This window comes from Photobacterium aphoticum (assembly GCF_001029435.1).
GTDB lineage: Bacteria > Pseudomonadota > Gammaproteobacteria > Enterobacterales > Vibrionaceae > Photobacterium > Photobacterium aphoticum.
The window spans coordinates 1-26,845 of sequence record NZ_LDOV01000045.1; the positions used below are offsets into that span (position 1 = coordinate 1).

Sequence of the window (26,845 nt, forward strand, 5' to 3'; positions counted from 1 at the left end):
ACGAGGAGCGAGTAAGGGCAAAGAGCCCAGGCTATGGACCTATGGACCTATGGACCTATGGACCTATGGACCTATGGACCTATGGACCTATGGACCTATGGACCTATGGACCTATGGACCTATGGTATTAATGAATAAAGTGAGAGAAAAAAGATATGATGTATTGCACTGTTGATTCGATTTGCCATTCTGCATAAGAACCACAGAACCACAGAACCACAGAACCACAGAACCACAGAACCACAGAACCACAGAACCACAGGATTGCCGGATGTTCACTATTAATGCTCACCACTGGCTGGAAGGGATCAAGCATGTTCCTTCGCCGTTTTATGACGAACGGGAAAGCGATGACGATATCTCTTTGCTGGTGATCCACAACATCAGTTTGCCGCCAGGGGAGTTTGGTGGCCCGTATATCGAGCAGCTGTTTACGGGGCAATTAGATCCTACTGAACATCCCTATTTCGAGATTATTCACCAGTTTCGTGTCTCGGCTCACTGTTTAATTCGACGGAATGGGGATATTATCCAGTTTGTTCCGTTTAACGCTCGTGCCTGGCATGCGGGGATCTCGCAATTTGCCGGACGCGATAAGTGTAATGACTACTCGATAGGGATCGAGTTGGAAGGCACGGACACCCTTCCTTATACCTCCGCACAATACGAAACGCTGTCTGTACTCAGCCGCGTTTTGATGTCGCACTATCCACGGATTGATAGCCGCCGGATCACCGGCCATGAATTCATTGCACCGGGCCGTAAAACCGATCCGGGGCTGGCCTTTGACTGGCTGGCCTATAAATCATCCTTGTAATACGGTTTTAGCTCCACCTTCTGGCACGCTATACCTGTTTTTCACTATTGGTCTGTTCTTCTATGCGTCAGGCCAATATCTTCGTCATTATCACGTATATGTCTGTTGATGACTGTTGGTTATCATGTTTTAACAAGATTTCATAAGTTGAAATTTTTGTTAAATCCACCTCCATTCTATGATTTCAATCAAGTTGTCGGTAGACATCTTCAATTATTTCTGTAAAATTTCTCTTATCCAGTAAATTGGTAATACCAATTATCCGCAGTAATAACGGACTGCCCAGAGACGTAAGTAAGTACAACGAAGACACAATAATAAATGACTTATAAACGCATTCGCCAACCCAAGCTTTCAGATGCTATCGAGCAAGAACTCGAGCGACTGATCCTGGAGGGAATCCTGTCCCCAGGCCAGCAGTTGTTACCTGAGCGTGAGTTGGCTAAGCAGTTCGATGTCTCTCGTCCTTCCGTTCGTGAAGCGATCCAGCGTTTAGAAGCCAAGCAACTCTTGACCCGTCGTCAAGGGGGCGGAACGTTTGTATCAGAAAAATTGTGGCAGCATTTTTCTGATCCGTTGCTGGCGTTGATGTCTGCGCACCCAGAAGCTCAGAATGATTTACTGGAATCCCGTCATGCTCTTGAAGGCTTGGCGGCTTATTACGCCGCATTACGTGGCAATGAAGATGATTTTACCCGTATTCGCGCCTGCCATGTGCGGATACAGGAGGCTCAGCAGCAAGGCGATTTACCGGCCGAAGCCGCTGCGGTGATGCAGTACCTGATCGCGGTGACCGAATCCGCCCACAACGTGGTACTGCTACACATTATGCGCAGCCTTGCCCCTTTGCTAGAGCAAAACGTATTACAAAACTTTGAGCGCTTAAATCGCCGTCCTGAAGTGGTGGCAAAAGTGCGAAATCACCGAGTCAATATTGTCCAGGCGATCGTTTCGGGGGAGCCCGAGCGGGCACGAGAAGCGTCGCATGCACATTTGGCTTACATCGAGGAAACCCTGTTGGATTTATCGCAAGAAGAGAGCCGTCGAGTACGCTCACTTCGTCGGGTTCAACAACGCAAGGAAGGGCTGGATTAATACACCTCATCCATGAATTGAGGTGTCGTAAACAGTCGCGACATTGTTAGTTTTGTAGATTATCAACGAAAGGATAGATCGCATGTCTGAAGTCATGAAAAATGACGTGGATGCACTGGAAACTCAAGATTGGCTTGAAGCCCTTGAATCAGTCGTTCGTGAAGAAGGTGTAGAGCGCGCCCAGTTCCTACTTGAGCAAGTACTGGATAAAGCGCGTCTTGATGGCGTAGATATGCCAACAGGTATCACTACCAACTACATCAACACCATTCCAGCAGATAAAGAGCCTGCGTATCCGGGTGATACCACGCTTGAGCGCCGTATTCGTTCCATTATCCGTTGGAACGCTATCATGATTGTACTGCGTGCTTCTAAGAAAGATTTGGATCTGGGTGGCCACATGGCTTCTTACCAGTCTGCGTCTGCATTCTATGAAGTCTGCTTCAACCACTTCTTCCGCGCGCCTAACGAGGTGGACGGCGGTGATTTGGTGTACTACCAAGGTCACATCTCTCCAGGGATCTACTCTCGTGCGTTTGTTGAAGGTCGTCTGACTGAAGAGCAGCTAGACAACTTCCGTCAGGAAGTGGACGGTAAAGGTATTCCTTCTTACCCACACCCTAAACTGATGCCTGAGTTCTGGCAGTTCCCAACCGTATCTATGGGTCTGGGTCCAATCTCTGCGATCTACCAAGCACGTTTCCTTAAGTACCTAGAAGGCCGTGGCCTGAAAGAAACTGGCGCACAGCGCGTATACGCGTTCCTGGGCGACGGTGAGATGGATGAGCCAGAATCACGTGGTGCGATTTCTTTCGCTGCGCGTGAGAAACTGGACAATCTATGTTTCCTAATCAACTGTAACCTACAGCGTCTAGACGGCCCTGTAATGGGTAACGGTAAGATCATCCAAGAGCTAGAAGGCCTGTTCAAAGGTGCTGGCTGGAACGTGGTTAAAGTTATCTGGGGTAACAACTGGGATTCGCTACTGGCGAAAGACACGACCGGTAAACTGCTTCAGCTAATGAACGAAACTATCGACGGTGACTACCAGACATTCAAGTCGAAAGACGGCGCTTACGTACGTGAGCACTTCTTCGGTAAATACCCAGAGACTGCAGCACTGGTTGCTGACATGACCGATGACGAGATCTTCGCGCTGAAGCGTGGTGGTCACGATTCGTCTAAGCTGTTCGCGGCATTCAACAACGCGAAAGAAACCAGCGGCAAACCAACGGTTATCCTTGCTAAGACTGTTAAAGGTTACGGCATGGGTGATGCAGCGGAAGGTAAGAACATCGCTCACGGTGTGAAGAAGATGGACATGACCCATGTTCAGCACCTGCGTGATCGTCTAGGCCTACAAGATCTGCTTTCTGATGAGAAGATCAAAGAACTGCCATACCTGAAACTGGAAGAAGGCTCTGCAGAGTACAACTACCTGCACGCACGTCGTAACGCACTGCACGGTTACACGCCTAAGCGTCTGCCTAACTTCACCCAAGAGTTTAAGGTACCTGCGCTAGAAGAATTCGCGCCGCTATTGGTTGAACAAAAGCGTGAAATCTCTACCACTATGGCTTACGTGCGTACGCTGAACATCCTACTGAAAGACAAGAACATCGGTAAGAACATCGTACCTATCATCTGTGATGAAGCACGTACGTTCGGTATGGAAGGTCTGTTCCGTCAGGTAGGTATTTACAACCCGCACGGTCAGGCATACACCCCAGAAGATAAAGGCATTGTTTCTTACTACAAAGAAGCAACATCAGGCCAAGTTCTTCAGGAAGGTATCAACGAACTAGGTTCAATGGCATCTTGGGTTGCTGCTGCAACGTCTTACAGCACCAACGATCTGCCAATGATCCCGTTCTACATTTACTACTCAATGTTCGGCTTCCAGCGTGTAGGCGACATGGCATGGCTAGCTGGTGACCAGCAAGCACGTGGTTTCCTATTGGGCGCAACAGCCGGTCGTACAACGCTAAACGGTGAAGGTCTTCAGCACGAAGATGGCCATTCACACATCATGGCGAACACAGTACCGAACTGTATCTCTTACGATCCAACGTTTGCTTACGAGCTAGCGGTTATCATGCAAGACGGTATCCGTCGCATGTACGGTGAAGGTCAAGAGAACGTTTATTACTACCTAACAGTAATGAACGAAAACTACGCCATGCCAGCAATGCCAGAAGGCGCTGAAGAAGGCATCCGTAAGGGTATCTACAAGCTAGAATCTTACGCGGGCGATAAGAAAGTTCAGTTGATGAGCTCAGGCACGATCATGAATGAAGTGCGTAAAGCGGCACAAATTCTGAGCGAAGAGTACGGCGTAGCGTCTGACGTTTACTCTGTGACCTCTTTCAACGAACTGACTCGCGATGGTCAGGATGCAGAGCGTTACAACATGCTGCACCCAGAAGCTGAGCAGAAAGTCCCTTACATCACAACGGTACTGGGCAACGAGCCTGCTATCGCTGCGACTGACTACATGAAGAACTACGCAGAGCAAGTACGTGCGTACATGCCTTCTGAGTCTTACAAAGTACTGGGTACTGATGGCTTCGGTCGTTCAGACAGCCGTGCAAACCTACGTCGTCACTTCGAAGTGAACGCAGGCTACGTGGTTGTGGCAGCACTGACTGAACTGGCTAAACGTGGCGATATCGAGAAATCTGTGATTGTAGAAGCAATCAAGAAATTCGACATCGACGCAGACAAGATCAACCCGCTATACGCGTAAGAGGCAAATTAAACATGGCAATCGAAATTAATGTACCTGACATCGGTGCGGATGAGGTTGAAGTAACTGAGATCCTTGTAAGCGTTGGCGACAAGGTTGAAGAAGAGCAATCTCTGATCACAGTAGAAGGCGACAAGGCTTCTATGGAAGTACCTGCTTCTCAGGCGGGTATCGTGAAAGAAATCAAAATCGCGGAAGGCGACAAGGTTTCAACCGGTTCTCTGATCATGATTTTCGAAGCAGAGGCGGCCGGCGCTCCGGGTGCTGCAGCTGCAGCACCTGCTCCTGCAGCGGAAGCAGCTCCAGTAGCAGCTCCAGCGGCAGCAGCAGCGGCTGAACTGAAAGAAGTTCATGTACCGGATATCGGTGGTGACGAAGTTGAAGTAACCGAAATCATGGTTGCTGTTGGCGACAGCATTGAAGAAGAGCAATCTCTTCTGACGGTTGAAGGCGACAAAGCATCAATGGAAGTGCCTGCACCTTTCGCCGGCGTTCTAAAAGAAATCAAAGTAGCGGCAGGCGATAAAGTATCGACTGGCTCTCTGATCATGATCTTCGAAATCGCGGGCTCTGCACCAGCAGCGGCTCCTGCGGCGGCAGCACCTGTTGCTGCTCCAGCGGCAGCAGCGGACAAAGAAGTGAACGTACCGGATATCGGTGGCGACGAAGTTGAAGTGACTGAAATCATGGTTGCTGTTGGCGACATGGTTGAAGAAGAACAGTCACTGATCACGGTAGAAGGCGACAAGGCTTCTATGGAAGTGCCTGCACCGTTTGCCGGTAAAGTAAAAGAAATCAAGATCGCGACTGGTGACAAAGTGTCTACTGGCTCATTGATCATGGTATTTGAAGTAGCGGGCGCAGCACCGGTAGCCGTAGCGGCACCAGTAGCAGCACCTGCGGCATCGGCTCCAGCCGCCGCGCCTTCTGCTCCGGCGGCAGCAGCGCCTGCAGCTTCAACCGGTGACTTCCAGGAAAACAACGAGTACGCACACGCGTCTCCAGTTGTTCGTCGCCTGGCTCGTGAGTTCGGCGTTAACCTGTCTAAGGTGAAAGGTACAGGTCGTAAGAACCGTATCTTGAAAGAAGACGTACAGAATTTCGTGAAAGAAGCGCTTAAGCGTCTTGAGTCTGGTGCAGCAGCATCAGGTAAAGGTGACGGCGCGGCACTTGGCCTACTACCTTGGCCAAAAGTGGACTTCAGCAAGTTCGGTGAAACCGAAGTTCAGCCACTGTCTCGCATCAAGAAGATCTCTGGTGCTAACCTACACCGTAACTGGGTAATGATCCCGCACGTTACACAGTGGGATAACGCAGACATCACTGCGCTAGAAGCATTCCGTAAAGAGCAGAATGCTATCGAAGCGAAGAACGACACTGGCATGAAGATCACACCACTTGTGTTCATCATGAAAGCGGCAGCAAAAGCACTTGAAGCGTTCCCAGCGTTCAACTCTTCTCTGTCTGAAGACGGCGAGAGCTTGATCCTGAAGAAATACGTGAACATCGGTATCGCGGTGGATACACCAAACGGTCTGGTTGTGCCTGTATTCAAAGACGTGAACAAGAAAGGCATCTACGAGCTGTCTGCTGAACTGGCAGAAGTATCGAAGAAAGCCCGTGCGGGTAAACTGACTGCTGCTGACATGCAGGGTGGCTGTTTCACTATTTCAAGCCTAGGTGGTATCGGCGGTACGGCGTTTACACCAATCGTGAACGCACCAGAAGTCGGTATCCTGGGTGTATCTAAGTCTGAAATGAAGCCTGTATGGAACGGTAAAGAATTCGAACCGCGTCTACAGCTTCCACTGTCTCTGTCATACGACCACCGTGTGATCGATGGTGCTGAAGGTGCACGCTTCATTACTTACCTAAACGGTTGTCTATCTGATATCCGCCGTTTGGTGCTTTAAGGTTTCCTTTGCGTTAGCTCCATGCCTGTAAAGGCAGGCATGGAAGTGTTGCGTAGCTCACAGGCTATGGCCATCGCGCTTTTGGTTTGTTAACAACTCTGTAAAATTGTTAGTTAACTGAAACAAAGGATGCACGTGCTAATAGCCTGTTAGGGATAAAAGACTTATAACGAGGTCATGATGAGTAAAGAAATTAAAGCCCAGGTAGTGGTATTGGGTTCAGGCCCTGCAGGTTATTCTGCAGCATTCCGTAGCGCAGACTTGGGCATGGATACCGTTCTGATTGAAAAATACAGCACGCTAGGTGGTGTATGTTTGAACGTTGGCTGTATTCCATCAAAAGCCCTGCTTCACGTTGCGAAAGTGATTGAAGAAGCAAAAGCAATGGCTGAGCACGGTGTCGTGTTCGGTGAACCTCAAACGGACATCAACAAGATCCGTTTGTGGAAAGACAAAGTTATCACTCAGCTAACAGGTGGTCTGGGTGGTATGGCGAAAATGCGTAAAGTTAACGTGGTTAACGGTTACGGCAAATTCACCGGTCCAAACACTATCGTGGTTGAAGGTGCTGATGGCCCAACAACGGTAACGTTTGATAACGCGATCGTTGCGGCAGGTTCTCGTCCAATCGAGCTACCGTTCATCCCGCATGAAGATCCACGTATCTGGGACTCAACAGACGCGCTAGAGCTGAAAGAAGTACCAGAGAAGCTACTTGTTATGGGTGGCGGTATCATCGGCCTGGAAATGGGTACGGTTTACCACGCGCTAGGCTCTCAGATCGACGTTGTAGAAATGTTTGATCAAGTGATCCCTGCGGCAGACAAAGATATCGTTAAAGTCTTCACTAAGCGTATCAGCAAGAAGTTCAACTTGATGCTGGAAACGAAAGTGACCGCTGTTGAAGCGAAAGAAGACGGTATTTACGTGTCAATGGAAGGCAAGAAAGCGCCTTCTGAACCAACACGTTACGATGCTGTACTGGTTGCTATCGGCCGTGTACCAAACGGTAAGCTACTGGACGCAGAAAAAGCGGGTATCGAAGTGGATGAGCGTGGTTTCATCAACGTTGATAAGCAAATGCGTACCAACGTACCGCATATTCACGCGATCGGTGACATCGTGGGTCAGCCAATGCTGGCACACAAAGGTGTGCACGAAGGTCACGTAGCTGCAGAAGTGATTTCTGGTAAGAAACACTACTTCGATCCTAAAGTGATCCCATCCATTGCGTACACTGAGCCAGAAGTGGCATGGGTAGGTAAAACTGAGAAAGAAGCGAAAGCAGAAGGCATCAACTACGAAGTTGCGACTTTCCCATGGGCGGCATCAGGCCGTGCTATCGCGTCTGACTGTGCTGACGGTATGACGAAGATGATCTTCGACAAAGACACGCACCGTGTGATCGGTGGTGCTATCGTAGGTACAAACGGTGGTGAGCTACTAGGTGAAATCGGTCTGGCGATCGAGATGGGTTGTGATGCGGAAGATATCGCATTGACTATCCACGCGCACCCAACACTGCACGAGTCAGTGGGTCTGGCTGCAGAAGTGTTTGAAGGTTCAATCACTGACCTGCCAAACGCAAAAGCAGTAAAGCGTAAGTAATCGCGGATCCTGTTAATAAAAAAGCGCCCGAGGGCGCTTTTTTTGTATTTGGGGTTTGCGTGCGTGATGTATTGATTAATGCTTATGACTGCCACTCACTGCATTCCCCATGCACTGTCATTGTCTTACTTGTCTTGCCTATTATTAGCCTTGGTGTTGCTGAAAATCAGTACTGTGAGTCCTCCACGATTTTTTCGCCATAGATGCCGTTTTGTGGGACCGGTTTGTAGCTGGAGTTGGCGCTGCGCATAATACGTAAGCCTTCAGCCCCTGCTTGGCGCGCAGAGATAATGTCGCCATCGGAATCGCCGTAGTACATCTTGATGTTGTGATCTTTGATGTGCTTGGTTTTGGTGTATTCCGTTTTGCTTGAACCGGCAAAAATCACCTGGTGCATGTTTTTGATGCCAAAGGTGTCTTTCAGATACTGGGTCGAAATTTCACACACAGAAGGTTCGCGTCCGGTAATGAAATAAATCTCATCACCACGTTTCTGGTGCATGATGATCAGCTTCTGGCCGATGGTTTTCGGCAGGCTGAATTTTTCCCATTCACAGTTCATTTTGTCCCAGAACTGCGGATTGCTCAGATAGCTGTAGCCGTTAGGTGAAAACATTTGCTGACCACGGTAGAAGCCCGGGGAGCTGAAGAGTACCGTATCATCAATATCAAAGCCGACCGCCATCGGTGGCTTGCCCGCTAAACTTTTCTCGATGTCTTCTACAGACACCCAATGCAACTCAGCCGGTTCCCCTTTTTGCATAATCTCAATGGTGCTGTAACCGGTTTCGGTGCCCGGTTGTTTAGGATCAGCAAAAGCCGAGGAAGACGCGAAAGCGCAGACAAAAAGGGTAGAGAGCGTCAGCGTGGTGAGTGTTTTAGCCGTTGTATGTTTCATCCTGAAATAGCGCGGTTGATCAAATGGAGTGGCAACAATACGCCTTAGCAATACATGAATATTGGCGCATGCTCACAAAAAATCGGTGATGCTGGCCAATGTTATTTTGCGTTTTTTGTGGCTTGCACAACGAGAGAAGAAAGCGCACGCGCGTACGTTAACAGAAGCAGAGACGCATAATTGAGCTGAATCAGGCGGTGCTGGGGGATGAGGGGGAAGAGGTGGAACTCCCTCCTTCGTGATGAAGGAGGGAAAGTATGACGTCTTAAAGCTTAAACGTACCGACCATGTCATCCAGACGCTGCGACAGCGCGCGCAGCGACTGGCTTGACTGCGCCAGTTGATCAGCGGTGTCTGCGGTGTGCTGGGTGCTGTCGTTGATCTCATCAATGTTGTTATTGATGTCATTGACCACGGTCGATTGCTCTTCCGTTGCCGCTGCCACTTGCATGTTCATGTCCGAAATCACGCTGATGCGCTCAGCGATGGATTGCAGGGCCTGTGAGGCTTCATCTGCCGCTGACACACCGCTGTCGCTCAACTGACGACTCTGCACCATCGCCGCCACCGCATTGCTGGCTTCTTGCTGCAGACGGTTGATCATGCTTTGGATCTCATCCGTTGACGCAGCCGTACGGGACGCCAGATTACGCACCTCATCCGCCACCACGGCAAAGCCTCGGCCTTGCTCACCGGCACGTGCCGCTTCAATGGCCGCATTCAGTGCCAGCAGGTTAGTCTGCTCGGAAATGGCGCGGATCACATCCAGAATACTGCCGATGGCCTGGGTGTTATTTGCCAATGATTCAACCACTTGGTTTACCTGACCAATGTCTTGTGACAGTTGGTTGATGGTATCGCGGGCTTGTCCTACCACCCCCTGACCGTTACCAGCTTCGGTTTCGGCATTGTGCGCGGAGTCTGCGGCCTGAGCTGCGTTGCTGGCAATTTCATTGACCGTCGCACCCATCTGATTAATCGCGGTGACCAGTTGTAGTGTGCGGTCACGCTGGCTGTGGCTGTTATGCAGGGTCGCTTCCGCTTGGTAAGCAACAGATTCAGCGGCGTCACGCAGGGCGTTTCCGGTTTCTGCCACATCTGCCACCGTGTGGTGGATTTTACCGATGAAGCTGTTAAAGCCTTCGGCCAGTTGGGCCATTTCATCGCGGCCATTAACAGGAATGCGGTGGCGCAGATCCCCTTCGCCTTCACCTAAGTCTTTAAAGGTTTGGGCCAGTTGGGCGATAGGGCGGGTGATATTGCTGCCCAGCCAAATTGCCAACAGCACAAACACGGTCGCGATACCGCCGGTCCATACCATGATTTGCTGGCGAGCCTGATCCAAGGCCGCGAAGGTTTCGGCGAGGGGCACTTCCGCTACAACGTACCAGTTCATGGCCGGAATATAGCTGGTGGCGAGCAGAATGGCTTGGCCGTCACGATCGACCTGACGCAAATTGAAGTCATTTTTTTGCAGCAGGGCTTGCGCTGTACTCTGACCGTACAGATCGGACAGATCACGTTTGCCCATCACTGTGCCATCGCGGTGTAACTGTACATGGCCTTTGGCATCGACCAGAAAGACAAAGCCGGTTTGCTCCAGTTTGAACTGGTTAATAAAGCGCACCATCTCGTCCATCGATTTTGACAGACCCGCCATGCCTTTACCGTGTAACTGCTGATAGTTCACAAACAGTTTCACTTCCCCGTTGTCTTCCTGGAACACACTCAGGGCTTGCGCCTGACCACTTTGGGTGAACTGATAGAACCAGCCATCTTGCTGTGGGGTTAAGCGGCGCAGAAAGCCGTTTTGGTTCCAGTAATCGCCGGTGCTGCGATCCGCCACAGAGGCATCCAACAGGTGGTATTGCTGTTTCACATCATTGAGTTGCGCCACAATGGCTGCTTCATCGTCTGCGGTGCGCTGGTCATGGTAGTGCGCGGCAATGAAACGGCTGGTCGCCAGTTGTTCGGCGGCCGATTGCATCAGGGCCACTTCTTTATCAATGGTATTGCGAATTTGCTGCAAGGTGGCAGGCAGTTCAACGCGCAGGAGGCGCTGTTCGACAATTTGGCGGGCTTGTTGCTGACTGATCATCCCGACCAGTAAGGTTGAGGCGAGAACGGCCAAAACCATGGCCAGGATCAGCTTCTGTTTTATCGTGAAGGCAGTGAATTTCATCATATGACATCGGTGTTTGGATATGTGAATGGCCATTCCGTGTATCTGTTTAAGGTATCAAAACCTCAGTTATGCGAATTTGGAATGCGTGGCATGTTCTGTTATCTGCCAGTGAGAGGGAAAACTTGAGTGATTTTGATCACTCATTTTCATATTCCGCAGCGATGCAGTTCACATCCTGCTGGGTGATCAGTGTGGCGTGGGGCGCAGCACGACGGCAATGTGCCAAGGATCCTTCGCTTTTTATTGCATAAGAAGCACGTAAACAGTGTTTACTGTGGTTGTGAAGCAAATTTATATGTGAAATTTGTGAATGTTGTAAAAATCGGGTGGATTTTAATTTTACGTTAAAACTGATATGCTCAGAAGACGGTTTTGATCTCACTGTACAGGGCACAGGCACGGATCCGTTGTCCTCGATCAGCCTCTCTCCCCTAGATGGTACGTGCGGGATCAATCACTTCCAAGGATGTTTGGCGAATTGTGCCAAACCTAAAATGAGGAATATGTCGTGCTTGAAGCCTACCGTAAACACGTCGAAGAACGTGCTGCAGAAGGAATTGTTCCAAAGCCACTCGATGCAGAACAAGTGGCCGCGCTGGTTGAATTACTGAAAACGCCACCGGCGGGCGAGGAAGCCTTTCTGCTGGATCTACTGGAAAACCGCATTCCCCCAGGTGTTGATGAGGCGGCATACGTAAAAGCCGGGTTCTTGGCGGCCTTAACGCGCGGCGAAGCAACCTCACCAATTGTCAGCAAAGAAAAAGCGGCTGAACTGTTGGGCACCATGCAAGGCGGCTACAACATTGAGCCACTGATCGCGCTGTTAGATGACAGCGCGTTGGCTCCGATTGCGGTCAAAGCCCTGTCTCACACACTGCTGATGTTTGATGCTTTCTATGATGTGGAAGAGAAAGCCAAAGCCGGTAATGCGGCCGCACAACAAGTGCTTCAGTCTTGGGCCGATGCCGAATGGTTCTTGTCTAAGCCGGCACTGGCAGAAAAAATCACCTTAACCGTGTTTAAAGTCACCGGTGAAACCAATACCGATGACTTGTCTCCGGCACCGGATGCCTGGTCGCGCCCGGACATTCCTTTGCACGCCCTGGCAATGCTGAAAAACGAACGCGAAGGCATTGAGCCTGAGCAGCCGGGAGCGATTGGTCCAATCAAACAAATCGAAGCCCTGAAAGAAAAAGGCCACCAGCTCGTGTATGTCGGTGATGTGGTCGGTACCGGTTCATCGCGTAAATCGGCCACCAACTCCGTGTTGTGGTTCATGGGTGATGATATTCCGAATGTGCCGAACAAGCGTGCGGGCGGTTATGTGCTGGGCGGCAAAATTGCCCCGATTTTCTTCAACACCATGGAAGATGCCGGTGCTTTGCCGATCGAAGTGGACGTCACTGCGCTGGCAATGGGCGATGTGATTGACGTGTACCCATTCAAAGGGGAAGTGCGCCGTCATGACAGCGATGAAGTGGTGTCGACCTTTGGCCTGAAAACCGATGTGCTGATTGATGAAGTGCGTGCCGGTGGCCGTATTCCATTGATCATTGGCCGTGGCCTGACTGACCGTGCGCGCCAGTCTCTGGGTCTGCCGTCTTCTGATGTGTTCCGTCGCCCTGTGGCGGTTGCGGATTCTGGCAAAGGGTACACCCTGGCGCAGAAGATGGTCGGTAAAGCGTGTGGCGTGGAAGGGGTCCGTCCGGGCACTTATTGTGAGCCGAAGATGACCACCGTGGGATCGCAAGATACCACCGGCCCGATGACCCGTGATGAGCTGAAAGATTTGGCCTGTCTGGGCTTCTCGGCGGAATTGACCATGCAGTCATTCTGTCACACCTCGGCCTATCCGAAACCGGTCGATGTGAATACTCACCATACTCTGCCTGATTTCATCATGAACCGTGGCGGCGTGTCTTTGCGCCCGGGTGACGGCGTGATCCACTCGTGGCTGAACCGTATGTTGTTGCCAGATACCGTGGGTACCGGTGGTGACTCGCATACCCGTTTCCCATTGGGGATCTCTTTCCCGGCCGGTTCTGGTCTGGTGGCCTTTGCGGCGGCAACCGGTGTGATGCCACTGGATATGCCAGAGTCGATTCTGGTGCGCTTTAAAGGTGAGATGCAAGAAGGGATCACTTTGCGTGATTTGGTGCATGCCATTCCTTACTACGCCATTCAGCAAGGGCTGCTGACGGTAGAAAAAGCCGGCAAGATCAATGAATTCTCTGGTCGCGTATTGGAGATTGAAGGGGTTGAGCACCTCACGGTTGAGCAGGCGTTTGAACTGTCCGATGCCTCGGCAGAGCGCAGTGCGGCAGGCTGTACCGTGAAACTGTCGCAAGCGTCTATCTCGGAATACCTGCAGTCGAACATCGTGATGCTGAAGTGGATGATCGCGGAAGGTTACGGTGACCGCCGTACCATTGAGCGTCGTATTACCGCGATGGAAGAGTGGTTAGCGAATCCTGAGCTGATGACGGCCGACAGCGATGCGGAATACGCCCATGTGATCGACATCGATCTGGCGGAGATCTGCGAGCCTATCTTGTGTGCGCCAAACGATCCGGATGACGCGCGCCTGTTGTCTGAGGTGCAGGGCACCGCGATTGATGAAGTCTTCATTGGTTCGTGCATGACGAACATTGGTCACTTCCGTGCGGCGGGTAAGCTGCTGGAGAAATTCGGTGGCCAGTTAGATACCCGTTTGTGGGTCGCGCCGCCAACCAAGATGGATAAAGATCAGCTGACCGAAGAAGGCTACTACGGCATCTTTGGCCGTGCGGGTGTGCGGATTGAAACCCCGGGATGTTCATTGTGTATGGGTAACCAGGCGCGTGTGGCAGACAAAGCCACAGTGATGTCGACCTCGACCCGTAACTTCCCGAACCGTTTGGGTACCGGTGCGAACGTCTACTTGTCATCTGCCGAGTTGGCCGCCGTCGGGGCGATTCTGGGTCGTATTCCGACCAAGGAAGAGTATCTGGCGTACGCCAAGCAGATTGATGCAACGGCGGCCGATACCTACCGTTACCTGAACTTCCACTTGATGGATCAGTACACCAAGAAAGCCGATGATGTGATCGTGCAGCAACCGGCATAAGGTTCAGGATGCGCCTTTACAGGACGTACTGACGCTGGACGTACTGAAACGAGAGTAAAAAATAACGCCTCCCTCATTAGGGAGGCGTTTTTTATGCTGGTGTTTATACCTTTACGCCGTTGCCGTTTCTTTCGCGGCGTGTGTGGCTTTGTCGCTTTCTTGGGCCGCTTTTACGTCCTTGGCGTTGTCGCTTTTCTTCTCTGTGTCTGTCGCTTTTTCTTTGCCTGTCTCTTTTGTGGCTTTTGCCGTGCCTGCTGTCTTCGCGGCGTGGTAGCGTTTTACCATCATGTGTTCAAGGCTGATACGGCCACTGCCTTGAATAAAGAGTGACAGTGCAAATAAGGCATACAGTGCGGCCGGCTCACCGCTGAGCAAACTCACTTGTGTGCCCAGGCTGTAGGCGGCAAAGCCCATTGAGCCACACAGTAACAGGGCGGCGGGGCGGGTGAAAAAGCCCAAGAGCAGCGCTAAACCGGTGATGGCCTGAACAGCAATGGCAATCACCAGACTTGGGGTGGTGCCAATTGCGAACGGATCCATAAAACTTGGCGCCAAGGCACTGAATTGCAGGATTTTGGTGATGGCGTGATAGAGCATGGCACTGCCGATGGCCAGACGTACAAGCAGTAACAGGCAATCGTTCAGGCGGGGATAACGGTTAGGCCCGGTAAAGAGCGCAAGGAGTGTCTTCATCAATCTTGTCCTGTAGGTTAAACATGGCCGGAAAATGAGGGTGGCTGGAAGGCCGAATAATGCTGACCCAGCCTACACGGGGTGACAGGGGACGGAGAAGAAGCGGATGCGGATTTTGTGCAGTCGGTATAAAAGCGGCGCAAAAAAGGTGGGCAAGCCCACCTTTTGATTGTGTGTTCACACGCGACTCAGTCCACGCATGAAGAGGCACACTAACGCTTAACGCAGGGTGATTTGCAGCATGGCTGCCACATTGCGTGCTGTCAGTTCTACGTTCTCTGCCGCATCGCGCAGTGCTTCTGCCAGACTGACAGAGCGCGGCACCACACTGAAGACCGCATCAATGCCGTGCTCATGTACCACATGGCAATCTGTCGACAGACAACCGGCAATACCGATCACCGGCACGTTGAAACGTTTGGCGGTACGGGCCACACCAATCGGTGTTTTACCGTGAATGGTTTGGCTGTCGATACGGCCTTCACCGGTGATCACCAAGTCGGCATCGGCAACGATGCTGCTCAGATCGACCGCATCCATCACGATTTCAATGCCCGGACGCAGTTCGGCATTCAACAGACCCATCAGGGCGGCGCCCAGACCGCCTGCCGCACCGGCACCCGGTTTGTTTTTCACATCACTGCCCAGCTGCGCCTGAATGATGTCAGCGTAGTGGGACAGGTTCGCATCCAGCTGCGCCACCATCTCTGGTGTCGCGCCTTTTTGTGGGCCAAACACGTGAGACGCGCCTTTCGGGCCGCACAGCGGGTTGTCGACATCACATGCCACTTCCAGCTTCACTTGTGCCAGACGCGGATCAATATTTGAGGTATCGATGGTCGCTAAGCGCGCCAGCTCACCGCCACCAAAGCCCAGCGGTTGGCCTTCGGCATCCAGCAGTTTAAAGCCCAGAGCCTGTGCCATACCGATCCCGCCATCGTTGGTGGCACTGCCGCCAATGCCGATGATGATGTGCTCAACGCCTTGATCCAAGACCGCGCGGATCAGCTCGCCCGTACCAAAGGTCGTCGTGATTAATGGATTACGTTGCTCAGGGGTCACCAAGTGAATACCTGACGCGGCTGCCATTTCAATCACAGCGGTTTTGCCGTCACCCATCAGGCCGTAGAAGCCGTCAACAGGTTGGCCCAGCGGACCGGTGACGGTGTGCGCCACGATGTGACCGCCCGTTGCATCCACCAGTGATTGCACAGTGCCTTCACCGCCGTCTGCCATTGGCAGTTTGATGTATTGTGCGTCTGGCAGGACATGACGGAAACCGGTTTCAATCGCTGTCGCGACTTCCATCGCAGTCAGGCTTTCTTTGTATGAATCGGGAGCAATAATAATTTTCATGACGTAATCCTTAAACGAAGAAACCAAAGACACCGAAGATAAGCGTCGACACGGTGGCAATCATCAGGCCGACAGCTGACTCGTAAGGGATCAGCTTTAGGCGCTCTTTCATGTCCATGTGAACGGCACCGCCAGTCGCATGGAAGAAGCTGCCGTGAGGCATGTGGTCAAAAACAGTGGCACCGGCGTGGATCATGGCCGCACCGGCCAGAGCTGGAACGCCCAATTCTAAAATGGTGTGGCTGAACACGCTGGCAGCTACAGCCGTACCCGCTGTGGTCGACGCGGTTGCCAGAGACATCATCGCCCCTGAAATTGGTGCCAGCAGGTAAGACGGCAGACCAGAAGCAGTCAACACTTCGATCAAGCCTGTTTTCAGGCCAGAGTTGGCAATGATACCTGCCAGTGTCCCGGTACCCAGTAGCATGACCGCCACCGGCGCCATACGGGTCAGGCCGGAAACGGCAAAGTGGTTGGTGTCACGGAAGCGACCCATCACGACCGCACCGACCAAGCCACCCAGAGGCAGGGCGATCAGTGGGTCAACGTTGATACCGGCGATAGGGCGTAGTGCCAGCAGGGCAATGGCAATCAATGGCGCAATAATCGCGGCACCGAACGATGGCAGACGGCTTTGGTCTACATTCACGACTTCGTGCTGCTGCACTTTGCTGCCACGGTTAACCAGTTTTTTCGCCAGGAAGTAGGCAAACAGCATGCCGAATAAGCCCGGGATCACACCGGCTGCCATTACCGAGGTCAGTGGGACATTGAAAGCATCCGCCGCCGCAATGGCGTTCGGGTTCGGTGACATCACGTTACCGGCTTTACCACCGCCGACCATCGCCAGCAGGATCGCCATCTTGGACAGATCCGCACGGTGAGCAATCGCCAGTGCAATCGGCGCAACAGTGATCACGGCCACGTCAACGAAGACGCCCACCGCTGTTAAAATCATGGTGGCGACAGCCAGCGCAAACAGGGCGCGGGTTTCACCGACTTTTTTCACAATGGTTTCTGCAATCGAGGTGGCAGCGCCAGACTCAATCAACACGCCAGCCAGTACACCGGCTGCCAGAATACGCAGTACGGCCGTGACAATGCCTTGGGCACCGCCGATCATCAGGTTTACGGTGTCCGTCAGGGACACGCCACCCACAATACCGCCGACAAGGGCACCAATGATCATGCCGTAGGCTGGCGGGACTTTTCTGAGAATCAGACCGATGGCGACAACGAGCGCGGCTAAGGCGCCTAGAGTTGATACTTCTACCATGTGTATATCCACGTAAAGAGAAAATAAAAAGGAAATCGTGATTGGCGAGGAATGTACGGCAGAAAGGACGATTTAGCTTTAGGCAGGGTAACGAAAAATCATCACCCTGAGTGCAGTAACTTGTGCATTTGCACAAAAGAGCGGTTTTGGGCTTAGCAGCTCAATGCCAGATACAGACGGGTTTTGTCGGTTATGTTATTGAAATTTAAGTTAGTTATTTGCTCGATACGGTCAAGGCGATAACGCAGGGTATTACGGTGAATATAGAGCGCCTGACAGGTTTGAGCCAAGTCACAATTCTGTGCAAAAAATACCGACAAGGTTTTGAGTAAGGTCCCGCGCGGGTCGTGTTGTTGCAGTTTCAGCAACGGTGCGGTCAGTTGTTCATAACGCCACGGATCTTGTTTCAGGCCATGCAGCAATACCGGCAGCAGGTGATCCTGATAAAACAGCACGCTGTCATCACTGTGGGCACAGGCGAGGGTGGCTTGGGCGGTTTGAAAGGAGCGCGCCAAACCTTGCAAGCCGGGGAAGTATTCCCCCAGAGCGATACGCACGGAGAACTGGCTCTCTTTTTCCACCCGTTGCATCAGCTTGCTGACCCGCTTTTGCTCCAGCGTTTTAGACCAGCCATCGGCTTCGAGCGTGATGGGCTTGAGGACCACGATTTCATTCATCGAGACGGACACAATGCCCACCAGGTTGTCGCGTTCCGGAAATTCCAACAAATGCACCATGCGCTGCAAGTGTTCCAGCGACAGGGCTTCGCCGGCAGACGGGATCACTTTCACAATGGTGGCAATGCGCGGCTGCGCCAGATCTAAATCCAGCTTCTGGGCAATAGAGAGCAATTGGGCTTCGTTCAGCTCTGTCCCTTTGATGAGCTGCAACACCAACTCTTCCCGGTGACGCTTGTTCCATTGCACCTGCGACATCAGGGCTTCTTGTTCTACGATCAGTTCAGCGGTCATCTTGACCAGCTCACCGTAGTTACGTACCTGCTCCGGCTCACCGGAGATCCCGACGACGCCGATGGTTTGGTGTTGGAACACGATAGGCAGGTTGATCCCCGGTTTCACCCCTTTGAGTTGTAGAGCAGTGCCCGGATCGATTTCGACCACCCGGTTATCGTTGAGTGCGAGGATCGCCCCTTCGTGACGCTGGTTTAAGCGGGAAGGATCGCCCGATCCGATGATCCGGCCGTGTTCGTCCATGACATTCACCGAGTGGTGGATGATTTTCATTGCTCGTTCGACGATTTGACGAGCGATGGTCGCATTGAGTTGCATTTTGGTGTCAGATCCTGAAAATGTGCGCTCCGGCACGGAGGGCGTGACAATAAGAGACGCCTTCTTTTTAGTTTACCATCATCGGGATCAAGATCACCGAGCGAAAACCAGAGGCGAACGATGGATTACGAGTTCAAGAAAAACACCCTTGATGGGACTTACCATGCCATCTTCTCAATGGGGCATGAAGCATTAGGCCGCTGGCTGGTGGAAGAAGTCGGCAAAGATTTTACCCGCATGGATGAGGTCGTGACCCAACTTGGTGCATTGAAAAACAGCACACAAGAATGGCGCTGGGTGGGGGATGAACTCACCTTGATCCTGCAAGATAACGAAGCCTTGGTTCAAGCTAACTACCTGTTTTCTGAAGACGATACTGAATTAGAAGACAACATGGATTTTTATGATGAAGAAGCCATGTCACTGTGTGGCTTTGAAGATCTGGCGTTGGTGATTGAGGCCTGGCGCGCGTTTGTAACCCGCTTTTAAAGGTATACTCATAGGGAATTAGTTGCATTTGTGCCCACCGGAGGGGCATTTGCGTTAATTTAGTGAAAAGGCTGCACTGTCATGGTGCGGCCTTTTTTCGTTTTGGTTTGTGAATCTTTTTAAGTTACTGAATTGTAAGTGTTTAAAAAGTTGGCACGTTGCTTGTTTATTACTAACTTAGATTGAGATGGATTTCTCACAGAGGAGCAGGCAATGAAAATCATTAACGCAATTATCAAACCATTTAAGTTAGATGATGTTCGTGAAGCATTGGCGGACGTCGGCATTGAAGGGATGACAGTGTCGGAAGTAAAAGGGTTCGGTCGTCAGAAAGGGCACACCGAATTGTATCGCGGGGCGGAATACCAAGTGGACTTTCTCCCGAAAGTGAAGCTGGAGATCGCCACCCAAGCCGACAACATGGATGCCGTGATTGAGGCCATCAGTAAAGCGGCACAAACTGGCAAAATCGGTGACGGCAAAATCTTCGTTTACGATCTTGAGCATGCGGTGCGGATCCGTACCGGTGAAACTGATCTAGAAGCCCTTTAACCCAAGGACAGAGGAGACAATATTATGGAATTAGCAACCACTGTGACCGAGTTGCGCTATGCGCTGGACACCTTTTTCTTTTTAATTTCAGGCGCCTTGGTTATGTGGATGGCCGCCGGTTTCGCCATGCTGGAAGCGGGTTTGGTGCGTTCAAAGAACACCACGGAAATTCTGACCAAAAATATTTGCCTGTACGCGATTGCGTGTACCACCTTCTTACTGGTCGGATACAACATCATGTATGTCGATAATACCGAAGGCGGTTGGTTGCCTTCCATTGGCGCCCTGATTGGCTCGCAAGCCGAAGGCGCGGATCACTCGCTGGAATCGGACTTCTTCTTCCAGGTGGTGTTTGTGGCAACGGCCATGTCGGTGGTATCCGGTGCGGTGGCTGAGCGTATGAAGCTATGGGCGTTCCTGGTGTTCTCTGTAGTATTGACGGCCTTTATCTATCCGATGGAAGGGTACTGGACATGGGGCGGTGGCTTCCTGGCAGAAGCGGGCTTCAGTGACTTTGCCGGCTCAGGGATTGTACACATGGCCGGTGCGGCGGCGGCGTTAGCCGGGGTGCTGTTGCTGGGTGCACGTAAAGGTAAGTACGGTAAAAACGGTGCGATTTATCCTATCCCGGGTTCAAACATGCCATTGGCGACATTGGGTACCTTCATTCTGTGGTTTGGTTGGTTCGGGTTTAACGGTGGTTCGCAGTTGATGGTGTCGGATTTTGAAAACGCGACGGCGGTCGGTCAAATCTTCCTGAACACCAATGCGGCGGCGGCAGCGGGGGCAATTGCTGCGCTGGCAGTGTGTAAAACCACGTGGGGGAAAGCGGATTTAACCATGATCTTGAACGGTGCGCTGGCTGGTCTTGTGGCGATTACCGCAGACCCATTGTCACCATCGCCATTGTCGGCCGTGATCATCGGTGTGGTTGCAGGGGCACTGGTTGTCTTTAGCATTGTGGGCTTGGACAAAATTAAGATTGATGATCCGGTAGGGGCAATTTCGGTACACGGTGTATGTGGTTTCTTTGGCCTGATGGTGGTGCCACTGAACAATGCCGATGCGGCGTTCGGGACACAGTTACTGGGTGCCGGTGTGATTTTCGCTTGGGTATTTGGTGCAAGCTTAGCGGTGTGGGCGGTGTTGAAGTACACCATTGGTATCCGTGTGACAGAAGAAGAAGAGCTGGCGGGGATGGATTTGCATGACTGTGGTATCGATGCCTATCCGGAGTTTGTTAGTGTGAAATAAGTGACATAAGTATACAAAAAGTAACAAAAAAACGTTGCCGAAAGGCAGCGTTTTTTTATTTTTACTGTTATTGCATATTGTGTTGCGCAAAGACTACAGTATAATTACAACAATATTGATAACTATTATCATTAAGTTTTACGTTTAGGGAAAGGGAAGGTAGCAAATGAAAAAGCTGTTGGCATCGGCCATTCTTGCAGGTTTAGTGGCGCCACAGGCGGCCATCGCGGCAGAAGAAGTGAATGTGTACTCTTACCGTCAACCGTTCTTGGTTGAGCCGATGTTCAAAGAGTTCACGGACGAAACCGGCATTAAAGTGAACGTGAAGTTCGCCAAAAAAGGTTTGGCAGAAAAGCTACAGCAAGAAGGGAAATACAGCCCGGCAGACGTGATCCTAACAACAGACATCAGCCGTTTGGTGGAACTGTCTGACAAGCAACTGGTGCAACCGGTTGACAGCAAAATCATTGATGAAAACGTACCGGCACAGTACCGTGACAATGAAGATGAGTGGTTCGCGCTGACATTGCGTGCGCGTAACGTGTACTCATCCCGTGATCGCATCGGCCACCTGCCGGCAGACTTTGATTACCTGGATCTGGCTAAACCTGAGTGGAAAGGCAAGATCTGTACGCGCTCAGGCAAGCACCCGTACAACGTTTCTCTGGTGTCTGCGATGATCGCCCACTACGGTGAAGCGGAAACCAAAACCTGGCTGGAAGGCCTGAAGTCGAACCTAGCGCGTAAGCCACAAGGTAATGACCGTGCACAGGTGAAAGCCGTGAAAGAAGGCCTGTGTGACTTAGCCATTGGTAACAGCTACTACCTAGGCAAGATGGTTAACGATGACAAGCAAAAAGCGTGGGCGGAGTCGGTTTATATTGATTTCCCTGGGCAAAAAGCCCACGGCACACACGTGAACGTAAGTGGTATGGCGATGGCGAAATACGCGCCGAACAAAGCCAATGCACAGAAATTGATGGAGTTTCTGACGGGCACCACCGCACAGCAAATGTACGCAGAAGTGAACTACGAATACCCGGTGAAACCAGGCGTGAAGCGCTCGGATCTGGTCGCATCATGGGGTGATTTCACGGCGGATGATGTGTCACTGGACAAGTTGGCGCAGTACCACAACGCGGCGATTAAGCTGCTTGATGAAGTGAAGTTTGATCTGTAATAACACATAAAAATGGGGCGTTTCGCCCCATTTATGCTTTAGTGGCGTCCTTTTTCCAATAATGTGTGGTAGTTTCCTCGTGAGCGGGTCCCGTTGTACGGCGACTTCGTCGAGAGAATAACGTTGTCTCCACTGTGTGTACGGTGGTTGTGTGATGGCAAAAGGTACAAAGTTGTTAGCCATGAAAGAAAAGTTCACCTTCTGGCAAACCAGCGGTTGGGGGTTCTCCCTGCTGCTGGTTTTGCCGATCTTGGCCATTTTCCATACGGCCATTGGCCAGACGGACAGCGTGTTTGCCCATTTGATGCAAACCGTGATGGCCACCTATACCCTCAATACGGTGTTGCTGGTGTGCGGCACCTTGTTACTGGCGCTGCTGTTTGGCGTACCGTCAGCGTGGATCATGGCGATGTGCCGGATCCCCGGTGAGCGCGTGTTGCAATGGTCTTTGGTGCTGCCGTTGGCGATGCCGGGCTATATCATCGGGTATATCTATACCGACTGGTTTGATTATGCCGGCCCGGTGCAAATTTTCCTGCGTGATGTGTTTGGCTGGCAAAGCGTGCATGACTACTGGTTCCCGTCGATCCGTTCGTTAGGCGGCGCCTGCATCGTGTTGGCCTTGGTGCTGTACCCGTATGTGTATCTGCTCGCGCGCGCCGCGTTTATGGAGCAAAGTGCCAGCCTGCTGCAATCGGCTCGTTTGCTGCGTTGTTCGCCATGGGACAGCTTCCGCCGTATCTCGTTGCCGTTGGCGCGTCCGTCCATTGCGGTCGGCTTGTCGCTGGTGGCGATGGAAACCTTGGGCGATTTCGGTACCGTCAGCTATTTTGCCGTGAACACGTTAACCACAGCGGTGTATGACACCTGGCTGGGCTATTCCAACCTCAATGCTGCCGCTAAAATCTCCGCCATTATGCTGTTGGTGATCTTCGTCTTGATCAGCGCCGAGCGTTTCAGTCGCCGTAAGCAAAAATTGTTTCAGCGTGAATTTGAGCATGGCGATGACATGCGTTACGTCTTAACCGGCGCCAAAAAATGGCTGGCACTGGGCTGGTGCTGGGGATTAGTGGCGGCGGCCTTTTTGTTCCCGCTCGGACAGCTGTCTTACTATGCGTGGCACTATTTTGCCGAGAGCTGGACACCGGAATTTGAACAATACAGCCTCAACAGCTTGGTGGTGTCCTTGCTGGCGGCGGTGGTGGCAGTAACGGTGGCCTTGGTGGTGAACTTCTACCGCCGTTTGGATTACCGTCACCGGAGTGTGGTGCCGCTGCGTATGGCCTCGCTGGGCTATGCGGTACCGGGCACAGTGTTGGCAATTGGTGTGATGATCCCGCTGACCAAGGCGGATCACCTTATCAACGATGTGATGATCCACTTTGACTGGGGACGTCCAGGACTGATTTTGTCGGGCACCATGTTTGCGCTGATCTTTGCCTTTGTGGTGCGCTTTGCGGCGGTGGCGATTGGCAGCGTGGAAAGCAGCTTAGCCAAAATTCCGCCTTCGTTGGATATGGCGTCAAAAACCATGGGCTTTGCCGCCTTCCCGATGTTACGCCGCGTGCATTTTCCGTTGATCCGTCGAGGCTGCCTGATCGCCGGTTTGCTGGTGTTCATTGAGTCGATGAAAGAGCTCAATGCGGCCTTGCTGTTGCGTCCTTTTAATTTTGAAACGCTGGCGACGTATGTGTTTAACTTCGCGTCGGATGAGCAATTGGAGCTGGCCGCGTTGCCGGCCATTCTATTGGTGATTGTTGGCCTGATCCCACTGGTCATGGTTAACCGTTCTTTGGAGCAAACCCACTGATGAGTCATGCATTATCGATTACGCAGCTGAGCTGCCAATACCACGGGCAGGCAGTACTGAATAATTTGTCGCTGCCGGTGGAAGACAATGAAATCGTCTGTCTGCTGGGCGCCAGTGGATGCGGTAAAACCACGTTACTGAAAGCCATTGCGGGCCTGTTGCCGCTCACGCAAGGGGAGATCCGCATCCGTGATCGGGTGATTGCCAGCGACAACGTCTGGCTGCCGCCGGAAAAACGCAATATCGGCATGATCTTCCAAGATTACGCGTTATTCCCCCACTTAACCGTGGCGCAAAATATTGCGTTTGGTTTGCGTGACTGGCCCAAAGCCAAGGCACAGGCTAAAACCCAAGAAATGTTGGAGTTGGTGCATTTGGTCGGGCTGGATGCGCGTTACCCGCATCAACTGTCTGGCGGGCAACAACAGCGTGTGGCCATTGCCCGTGCGCTGGCCGGTGAGCCGGATCTGATTTTGCTCGATGAGCCGTTTTCCAACATCGACACCCAAGTGCGTCACGCCCTGATCAAGGAGATCCGCCGTATCTTCAAAAAGCAGGGGGTGACAGCGATTTTCGTGACCCACAGCCGTGAAGAAGCGTTCGCGTTTGCCGATCGCATGGCGGTGATGAACAACGGGGTGATTGAGCAATTTGGCACGGCTACCGAATTGTATTACCAGCCAAGCAGCCGTTTTGTGGCGGAGTTCTTGGGGACAGGGTCGTATTTGCCTGCGACGCTGGAACACAACCGCACGCTGGCCACGCCGTTTGGTCCGATTGCGGTGAATGCCGAGCAAGCGTTAACGTCCACATCGACGGCGACGCAGGGCAATGTGGAATGGCTGCTGCGTCCGCAAAACCTGCGTGTGACGCCTGATGCCGACGGGGACGCCGTGATCACCGATGTGCTCTTTATGGGAGACAGCTGTCGCTACACGGTTGACTATCAAGGCCATAGCTTGCTGGTGAACTCGCACTTGGTGCTGCAGGAAGGGGAGCGGGTGAAGGTGGCCGTGGAGCCTCACGAGCCGGTGGTGTTTGCCTCCGCCAGCTAGGCGGCGTATCGTGCGCTGCACGCGATCATTCCCTACCTATCGCATACGCAGGACATAAAAAAGGCCAGCATTCCCGCTGGCCTGAATCATGACATATCGACAATTTATTTCGCCAATAGTGCATCAAGATGTAGATCGGCTTGTATTTGCATCTCTTCACGGTTCGGCGTGATGTTGGTTTGCAGGTACAGCACGTAACATAATCCCTGGAACTGCCAGGCGCGCTCTTTGGGGGACAGTTCACCTTGTAGGTTTGCCGCAACAAACTTCTCCGCAATAAAGCTGAAGTTGTGTTGGTTGTTGCTGACAAATTGTGGCCAAATCTCGTCGCGTACCGACGTACTCCATTCAAACCACACTTTCACCCAGTCTTGTTGCTCAATGACTTCATCAATCAAGCGGTAGCAAATATGGCTGAGTTGTGACTTAAACGCTTGATCATTATCGAGTGATTCACTCAACATTTCTTTAAAGTGTTGATCAACTTGCGCTAGGACTTCTTCAACCAGTGCTTCTCGGGTGGGAAAATAATTGAACACCGTCGCGACAGACACACCCGCCATATCTGCAATATCAGCATGACCGGCGCGGCCAATACCACGGCGCGCAAAGACATCCATGGCAAAACTCAGCAATTGTTCTTTCCGTTTTTCCGGAGAAAGGCGCGTCCTTGTTTTTTTTACGATCGTATCCATGTCGTTGATTCCCTAGCTCGAAAATAATTATTCTGATTATGATTTGTTCTCTGGCATCACTCTACAGGAGCAATAAATCGTATTCAATTGAGTTTTAATCAATGTGTGTCATATGGTTGACAGGTTCGATAAAATAACTATTACTTGGAAGGGATGGTAGAATAAGGTTCCGTTTGACCGCTAGCCGACAGGCGACTGGTGCAGTCGTACTGATGGAGATAAAGATGAAACATACCATTGAAGTAATGATTTCTGAGCAGGATGTTCAGGCACGCGTAAATGAATTAGGAAAGCAAATCACTGAGTACTATAAAGGTTCAGAGAACTTGGTCATGGTCGGCCTGTTACGTGGATCGTTTGTATTCATGGCAGATTTGGCTCGTGCGATTGAGCTTCCTCATGAAGTAGACTTCATGACTGCATCAAGCTATGGCAACACCATGCAAAGTAGCCGTGATGTGCGCATCCTGAAAGACTTGGATGATGACATTAAAGGTAAAGACGTATTGCTGGTGGAAGACATCATCGATACCGGTAACACCCTGAGCAAAGTGCGTGAGATCCTGTCACTGCGTGAACCAAACTCTATCAACATCTGTACGCTGCTGGACAAACCAGAGCGTCGTGAAGTCGACGTCGACGTGAAGTGGGTCGGTTTTGCGATTCCGGATGAGTTCGTGGTAGGTGTGGGTATCGACTACGCACAGAAATACCGCCACCTGCCTTACATCGGTAAAGTGGTACCAATCGAAGGCTAATTCAGCGTTTGATGTATAAAAAAAGCGACGATGACCGTCGCTTTTTTTTGTCTCTGTGAGGTGGTTGGTG

The 26,845-nt window shown here is 51.7% G+C and carries 20 protein-coding genes; 13 read left to right on the forward strand and 7 right to left on the reverse strand.

The window, feature by feature from the left end:
* Window positions 1-271: 271 nt before the first annotated feature.
* The 5 genes from ampD (at window position 272) to lpdA (ending at window position 8,179) form a co-directional block, all read left to right on the forward strand.
* A complete protein-coding gene (gene ampD / locus ABT58_RS21240; RefSeq protein WP_047876451.1) occupies window positions 272-817 on the forward strand; it encodes a 1,6-anhydro-N-acetylmuramyl-L-alanine amidase AmpD in 546 nt (181 codons plus the stop codon).
* 321 nt (window positions 818-1,138) lie between these two features.
* A complete protein-coding gene (gene pdhR, locus ABT58_RS21245) occupies window positions 1,139-1,912 on the forward strand; it encodes a pyruvate dehydrogenase complex transcriptional repressor PdhR (protein WP_047876452.1) in 774 nt (257 codons plus the stop codon).
* 82 nt (window positions 1,913-1,994) lie between these two features.
* Window positions 1,995-4,658: a pyruvate dehydrogenase (acetyl-transferring), homodimeric type gene (aceE, locus tag ABT58_RS21250; protein ID WP_047876453.1), complete on the forward strand. Its 2,664-nt coding sequence runs from the start codon at window positions 1,995-1,997 to the stop codon at window positions 4,656-4,658.
* Between the two features lie 14 nt (window positions 4,659-4,672).
* Window positions 4,673-6,571 carry a pyruvate dehydrogenase complex dihydrolipoyllysine-residue acetyltransferase gene (aceF, locus tag ABT58_RS21255; protein WP_047876454.1) on the forward strand — a complete coding sequence of 633 codons (1,899 nt, stop codon included), beginning with the start codon at window positions 4,673-4,675 and terminating at the stop codon, window positions 6,569-6,571.
* Between the two features lie 180 nt (window positions 6,572-6,751).
* The gene (gene lpdA, locus ABT58_RS21260) at window positions 6,752-8,179 is read left to right on the forward strand and encodes a dihydrolipoyl dehydrogenase (RefSeq protein ID WP_047876455.1); all 1,428 of its coding nucleotides are present in this window, start codon (window positions 6,752-6,754) and stop codon (window positions 8,177-8,179) included.
* A 166-nt stretch (window positions 8,180-8,345) separates the two neighbouring features.
* On the opposite strand, the gene aphA is transcribed toward lpdA, so the two are convergent.
* Together aphA and ABT58_RS21270 are read right to left on the reverse strand one after the other, a co-directional pair.
* A complete protein-coding gene (gene aphA, locus ABT58_RS21265) occupies window positions 8,346-9,077 on the reverse strand; it encodes an acid phosphatase AphA (RefSeq protein WP_047876456.1) in 732 nt (243 codons plus the stop codon).
* Between the two features lie 265 nt (window positions 9,078-9,342).
* Window positions 9,343-11,259, reverse strand: coding sequence for a methyl-accepting chemotaxis protein (locus tag ABT58_RS21270; RefSeq protein ID WP_047876479.1), 1,917 nt, complete (start codon window positions 11,257-11,259; stop codon window positions 9,343-9,345).
* A 511-nt stretch (window positions 11,260-11,770) separates the two neighbouring features.
* Here ABT58_RS21270 and acnB point away from each other — a divergent pair.
* Window positions 11,771-14,368: a bifunctional aconitate hydratase 2/2-methylisocitrate dehydratase gene (gene acnB / locus ABT58_RS21275; protein ID WP_047876457.1), complete on the forward strand. Its 2,598-nt coding sequence runs from the start codon at window positions 11,771-11,773 to the stop codon at window positions 14,366-14,368.
* Between the two features lie 111 nt (window positions 14,369-14,479).
* Here acnB and ABT58_RS21280 read toward each other — a convergent pair whose 3' ends face one another.
* The 4 genes from ABT58_RS21280 to ABT58_RS21295 all read right to left on the reverse strand — a co-directional run bounded on the left by ABT58_RS21280 (window position 14,480) and on the right by ABT58_RS21295 (window position 18,982).
* Complete coding sequence (locus ABT58_RS21280; RefSeq protein WP_047876458.1) at window positions 14,480-15,061, reverse strand: DoxX family protein; 582 nt, start codon at window positions 15,059-15,061, stop codon at window positions 14,480-14,482.
* A 219-nt stretch (window positions 15,062-15,280) separates the two neighbouring features.
* Complete coding sequence (locus tag ABT58_RS21285; protein WP_047876459.1) at window positions 15,281-16,417, reverse strand: glycerate kinase; 1,137 nt, start codon at window positions 16,415-16,417, stop codon at window positions 15,281-15,283.
* Between the two features lie 10 nt (window positions 16,418-16,427).
* Window positions 16,428-17,693, reverse strand: coding sequence for a GntP family permease (locus ABT58_RS21290; protein WP_047876460.1), 1,266 nt, complete (start codon window positions 17,691-17,693; stop codon window positions 16,428-16,430).
* A gap of 152 nt (window positions 17,694-17,845) precedes the next feature.
* Window positions 17,846-18,982 (reverse strand): sugar diacid recognition domain-containing protein, encoded by a 1,137-nt coding sequence (locus ABT58_RS21295; protein ID WP_047876461.1) that lies wholly within the window; start codon window positions 18,980-18,982, stop codon window positions 17,846-17,848.
* A 120-nt stretch (window positions 18,983-19,102) separates the two neighbouring features.
* Here ABT58_RS21295 and ABT58_RS21300 point away from each other — a divergent pair, with 120 nt between their 5' ends.
* The 6 genes from ABT58_RS21300 to ABT58_RS21325 all read left to right on the forward strand — a co-directional run bounded on the left by ABT58_RS21300 (window position 19,103) and on the right by ABT58_RS21325 (window position 25,322).
* Window positions 19,103-19,471: a YacL family protein gene (locus ABT58_RS21300; RefSeq protein ID WP_047876462.1), complete on the forward strand. Its 369-nt coding sequence runs from the start codon at window positions 19,103-19,105 to the stop codon at window positions 19,469-19,471.
* Between the two features lie 213 nt (window positions 19,472-19,684).
* Window positions 19,685-20,023 (forward strand): P-II family nitrogen regulator, encoded by a 339-nt coding sequence (locus ABT58_RS21305; RefSeq protein ID WP_047876463.1) that lies wholly within the window; start codon window positions 19,685-19,687, stop codon window positions 20,021-20,023.
* A 24-nt stretch (window positions 20,024-20,047) separates the two neighbouring features.
* A complete protein-coding gene (locus ABT58_RS21310; RefSeq protein WP_047876464.1) occupies window positions 20,048-21,277 on the forward strand; it encodes an ammonium transporter in 1,230 nt (409 codons plus the stop codon).
* A gap of 166 nt (window positions 21,278-21,443) precedes the next feature.
* Window positions 21,444-22,457, forward strand: coding sequence for a Fe(3+) ABC transporter substrate-binding protein (locus ABT58_RS21315; protein ID WP_047876465.1), 1,014 nt, complete (start codon window positions 21,444-21,446; stop codon window positions 22,455-22,457).
* Window positions 22,458-22,638: 181 nt separating this feature from the next.
* Window positions 22,639-24,267: an ABC transporter permease gene (locus tag ABT58_RS21320; RefSeq protein WP_047876480.1), complete on the forward strand. Its 1,629-nt coding sequence runs from the start codon at window positions 22,639-22,641 to the stop codon at window positions 24,265-24,267.
* Window positions 24,267-25,322, forward strand: coding sequence for an ABC transporter ATP-binding protein (locus tag ABT58_RS21325; RefSeq protein WP_047876466.1), 1,056 nt, complete (start codon window positions 24,267-24,269; stop codon window positions 25,320-25,322). Before ABT58_RS21320 ends, ABT58_RS21325 begins: the two co-directional genes overlap by 1 nt.
* 104 nt (window positions 25,323-25,426) lie before the next feature.
* Here the strand turns inward: ABT58_RS21325 and ABT58_RS21330 are convergent, their stop codons facing one another.
* Window positions 25,427-26,017: a TetR/AcrR family transcriptional regulator gene (locus ABT58_RS21330; RefSeq protein WP_047876467.1), complete on the reverse strand. Its 591-nt coding sequence runs from the start codon at window positions 26,015-26,017 to the stop codon at window positions 25,427-25,429.
* A 224-nt stretch (window positions 26,018-26,241) separates the two neighbouring features.
* Between ABT58_RS21330 and hpt the strand changes: the two genes are divergently transcribed.
* Entirely contained in the window at window positions 26,242-26,775 is a 534-nt protein-coding gene (gene hpt / locus ABT58_RS21335; protein ID WP_047876468.1) for a hypoxanthine phosphoribosyltransferase, read from the forward strand.
* Window positions 26,776-26,845 lie beyond the last annotated feature (70 nt).

Coding starts and splice junctions, on each gene's coding strand:
- ABT58_RS21310 (WP_047876464.1), top strand. CDS start 20,048: ATGGAATTAGCAACCACTGTGACCGAGTTGCGCTATGCGCTGGACACC.
- ABT58_RS21290 (WP_047876460.1), bottom strand. CDS start 17,693: ATGGTAGAAGTATCAACTCTAGGCGCCTTAGCCGCGCTCGTTGTCGCC.
- ABT58_RS21270 (WP_047876479.1), bottom strand. CDS start 11,259: ATGAAATTCACTGCCTTCACGATAAAACAGAAGCTGATCCTGGCCATG.
- hpt (WP_047876468.1), top strand. CDS start 26,242: ATGAAACATACCATTGAAGTAATGATTTCTGAGCAGGATGTTCAGGCA.
- ABT58_RS21325 (WP_047876466.1), top strand. CDS start 24,267: ATGAGTCATGCATTATCGATTACGCAGCTGAGCTGCCAATACCACGGG.
- aceE (WP_047876453.1), top strand. CDS start 1,995: ATGTCTGAAGTCATGAAAAATGACGTGGATGCACTGGAAACTCAAGAT.
- ABT58_RS21295 (WP_047876461.1), bottom strand. CDS start 18,982: ATGCAACTCAATGCGACCATCGCTCGTCAAATCGTCGAACGAGCAATG.
- ABT58_RS21285 (WP_047876459.1), bottom strand. CDS start 16,417: ATGAAAATTATTATTGCTCCCGATTCATACAAAGAAAGCCTGACTGCG.
- ABT58_RS21280 (WP_047876458.1), bottom strand. CDS start 15,061: ATGAAGACACTCCTTGCGCTCTTTACCGGGCCTAACCGTTATCCCCGC.
- ABT58_RS21305 (WP_047876463.1), top strand. CDS start 19,685: ATGAAAATCATTAACGCAATTATCAAACCATTTAAGTTAGATGATGTT.
- ABT58_RS21330 (WP_047876467.1), bottom strand. CDS start 26,017: ATGGATACGATCGTAAAAAAAACAAGGACGCGCCTTTCTCCGGAAAAA.
- ABT58_RS21315 (WP_047876465.1), top strand. CDS start 21,444: ATGAAAAAGCTGTTGGCATCGGCCATTCTTGCAGGTTTAGTGGCGCCA.
- pdhR (WP_047876452.1), top strand. CDS start 1,139: ATGACTTATAAACGCATTCGCCAACCCAAGCTTTCAGATGCTATCGAG.
- ampD (WP_047876451.1), top strand. CDS start 272: ATGTTCACTATTAATGCTCACCACTGGCTGGAAGGGATCAAGCATGTT.
- ABT58_RS21300 (WP_047876462.1), top strand. CDS start 19,103: ATGGATTACGAGTTCAAGAAAAACACCCTTGATGGGACTTACCATGCC.
- ABT58_RS21320 (WP_047876480.1), top strand. CDS start 22,639: ATGAAAGAAAAGTTCACCTTCTGGCAAACCAGCGGTTGGGGGTTCTCC.
- aceF (WP_047876454.1), top strand. CDS start 4,673: ATGGCAATCGAAATTAATGTACCTGACATCGGTGCGGATGAGGTTGAA.
- aphA (WP_047876456.1), bottom strand. CDS start 9,077: ATGAAACATACAACGGCTAAAACACTCACCACGCTGACGCTCTCTACC.
- lpdA (WP_047876455.1), top strand. CDS start 6,752: ATGAGTAAAGAAATTAAAGCCCAGGTAGTGGTATTGGGTTCAGGCCCT.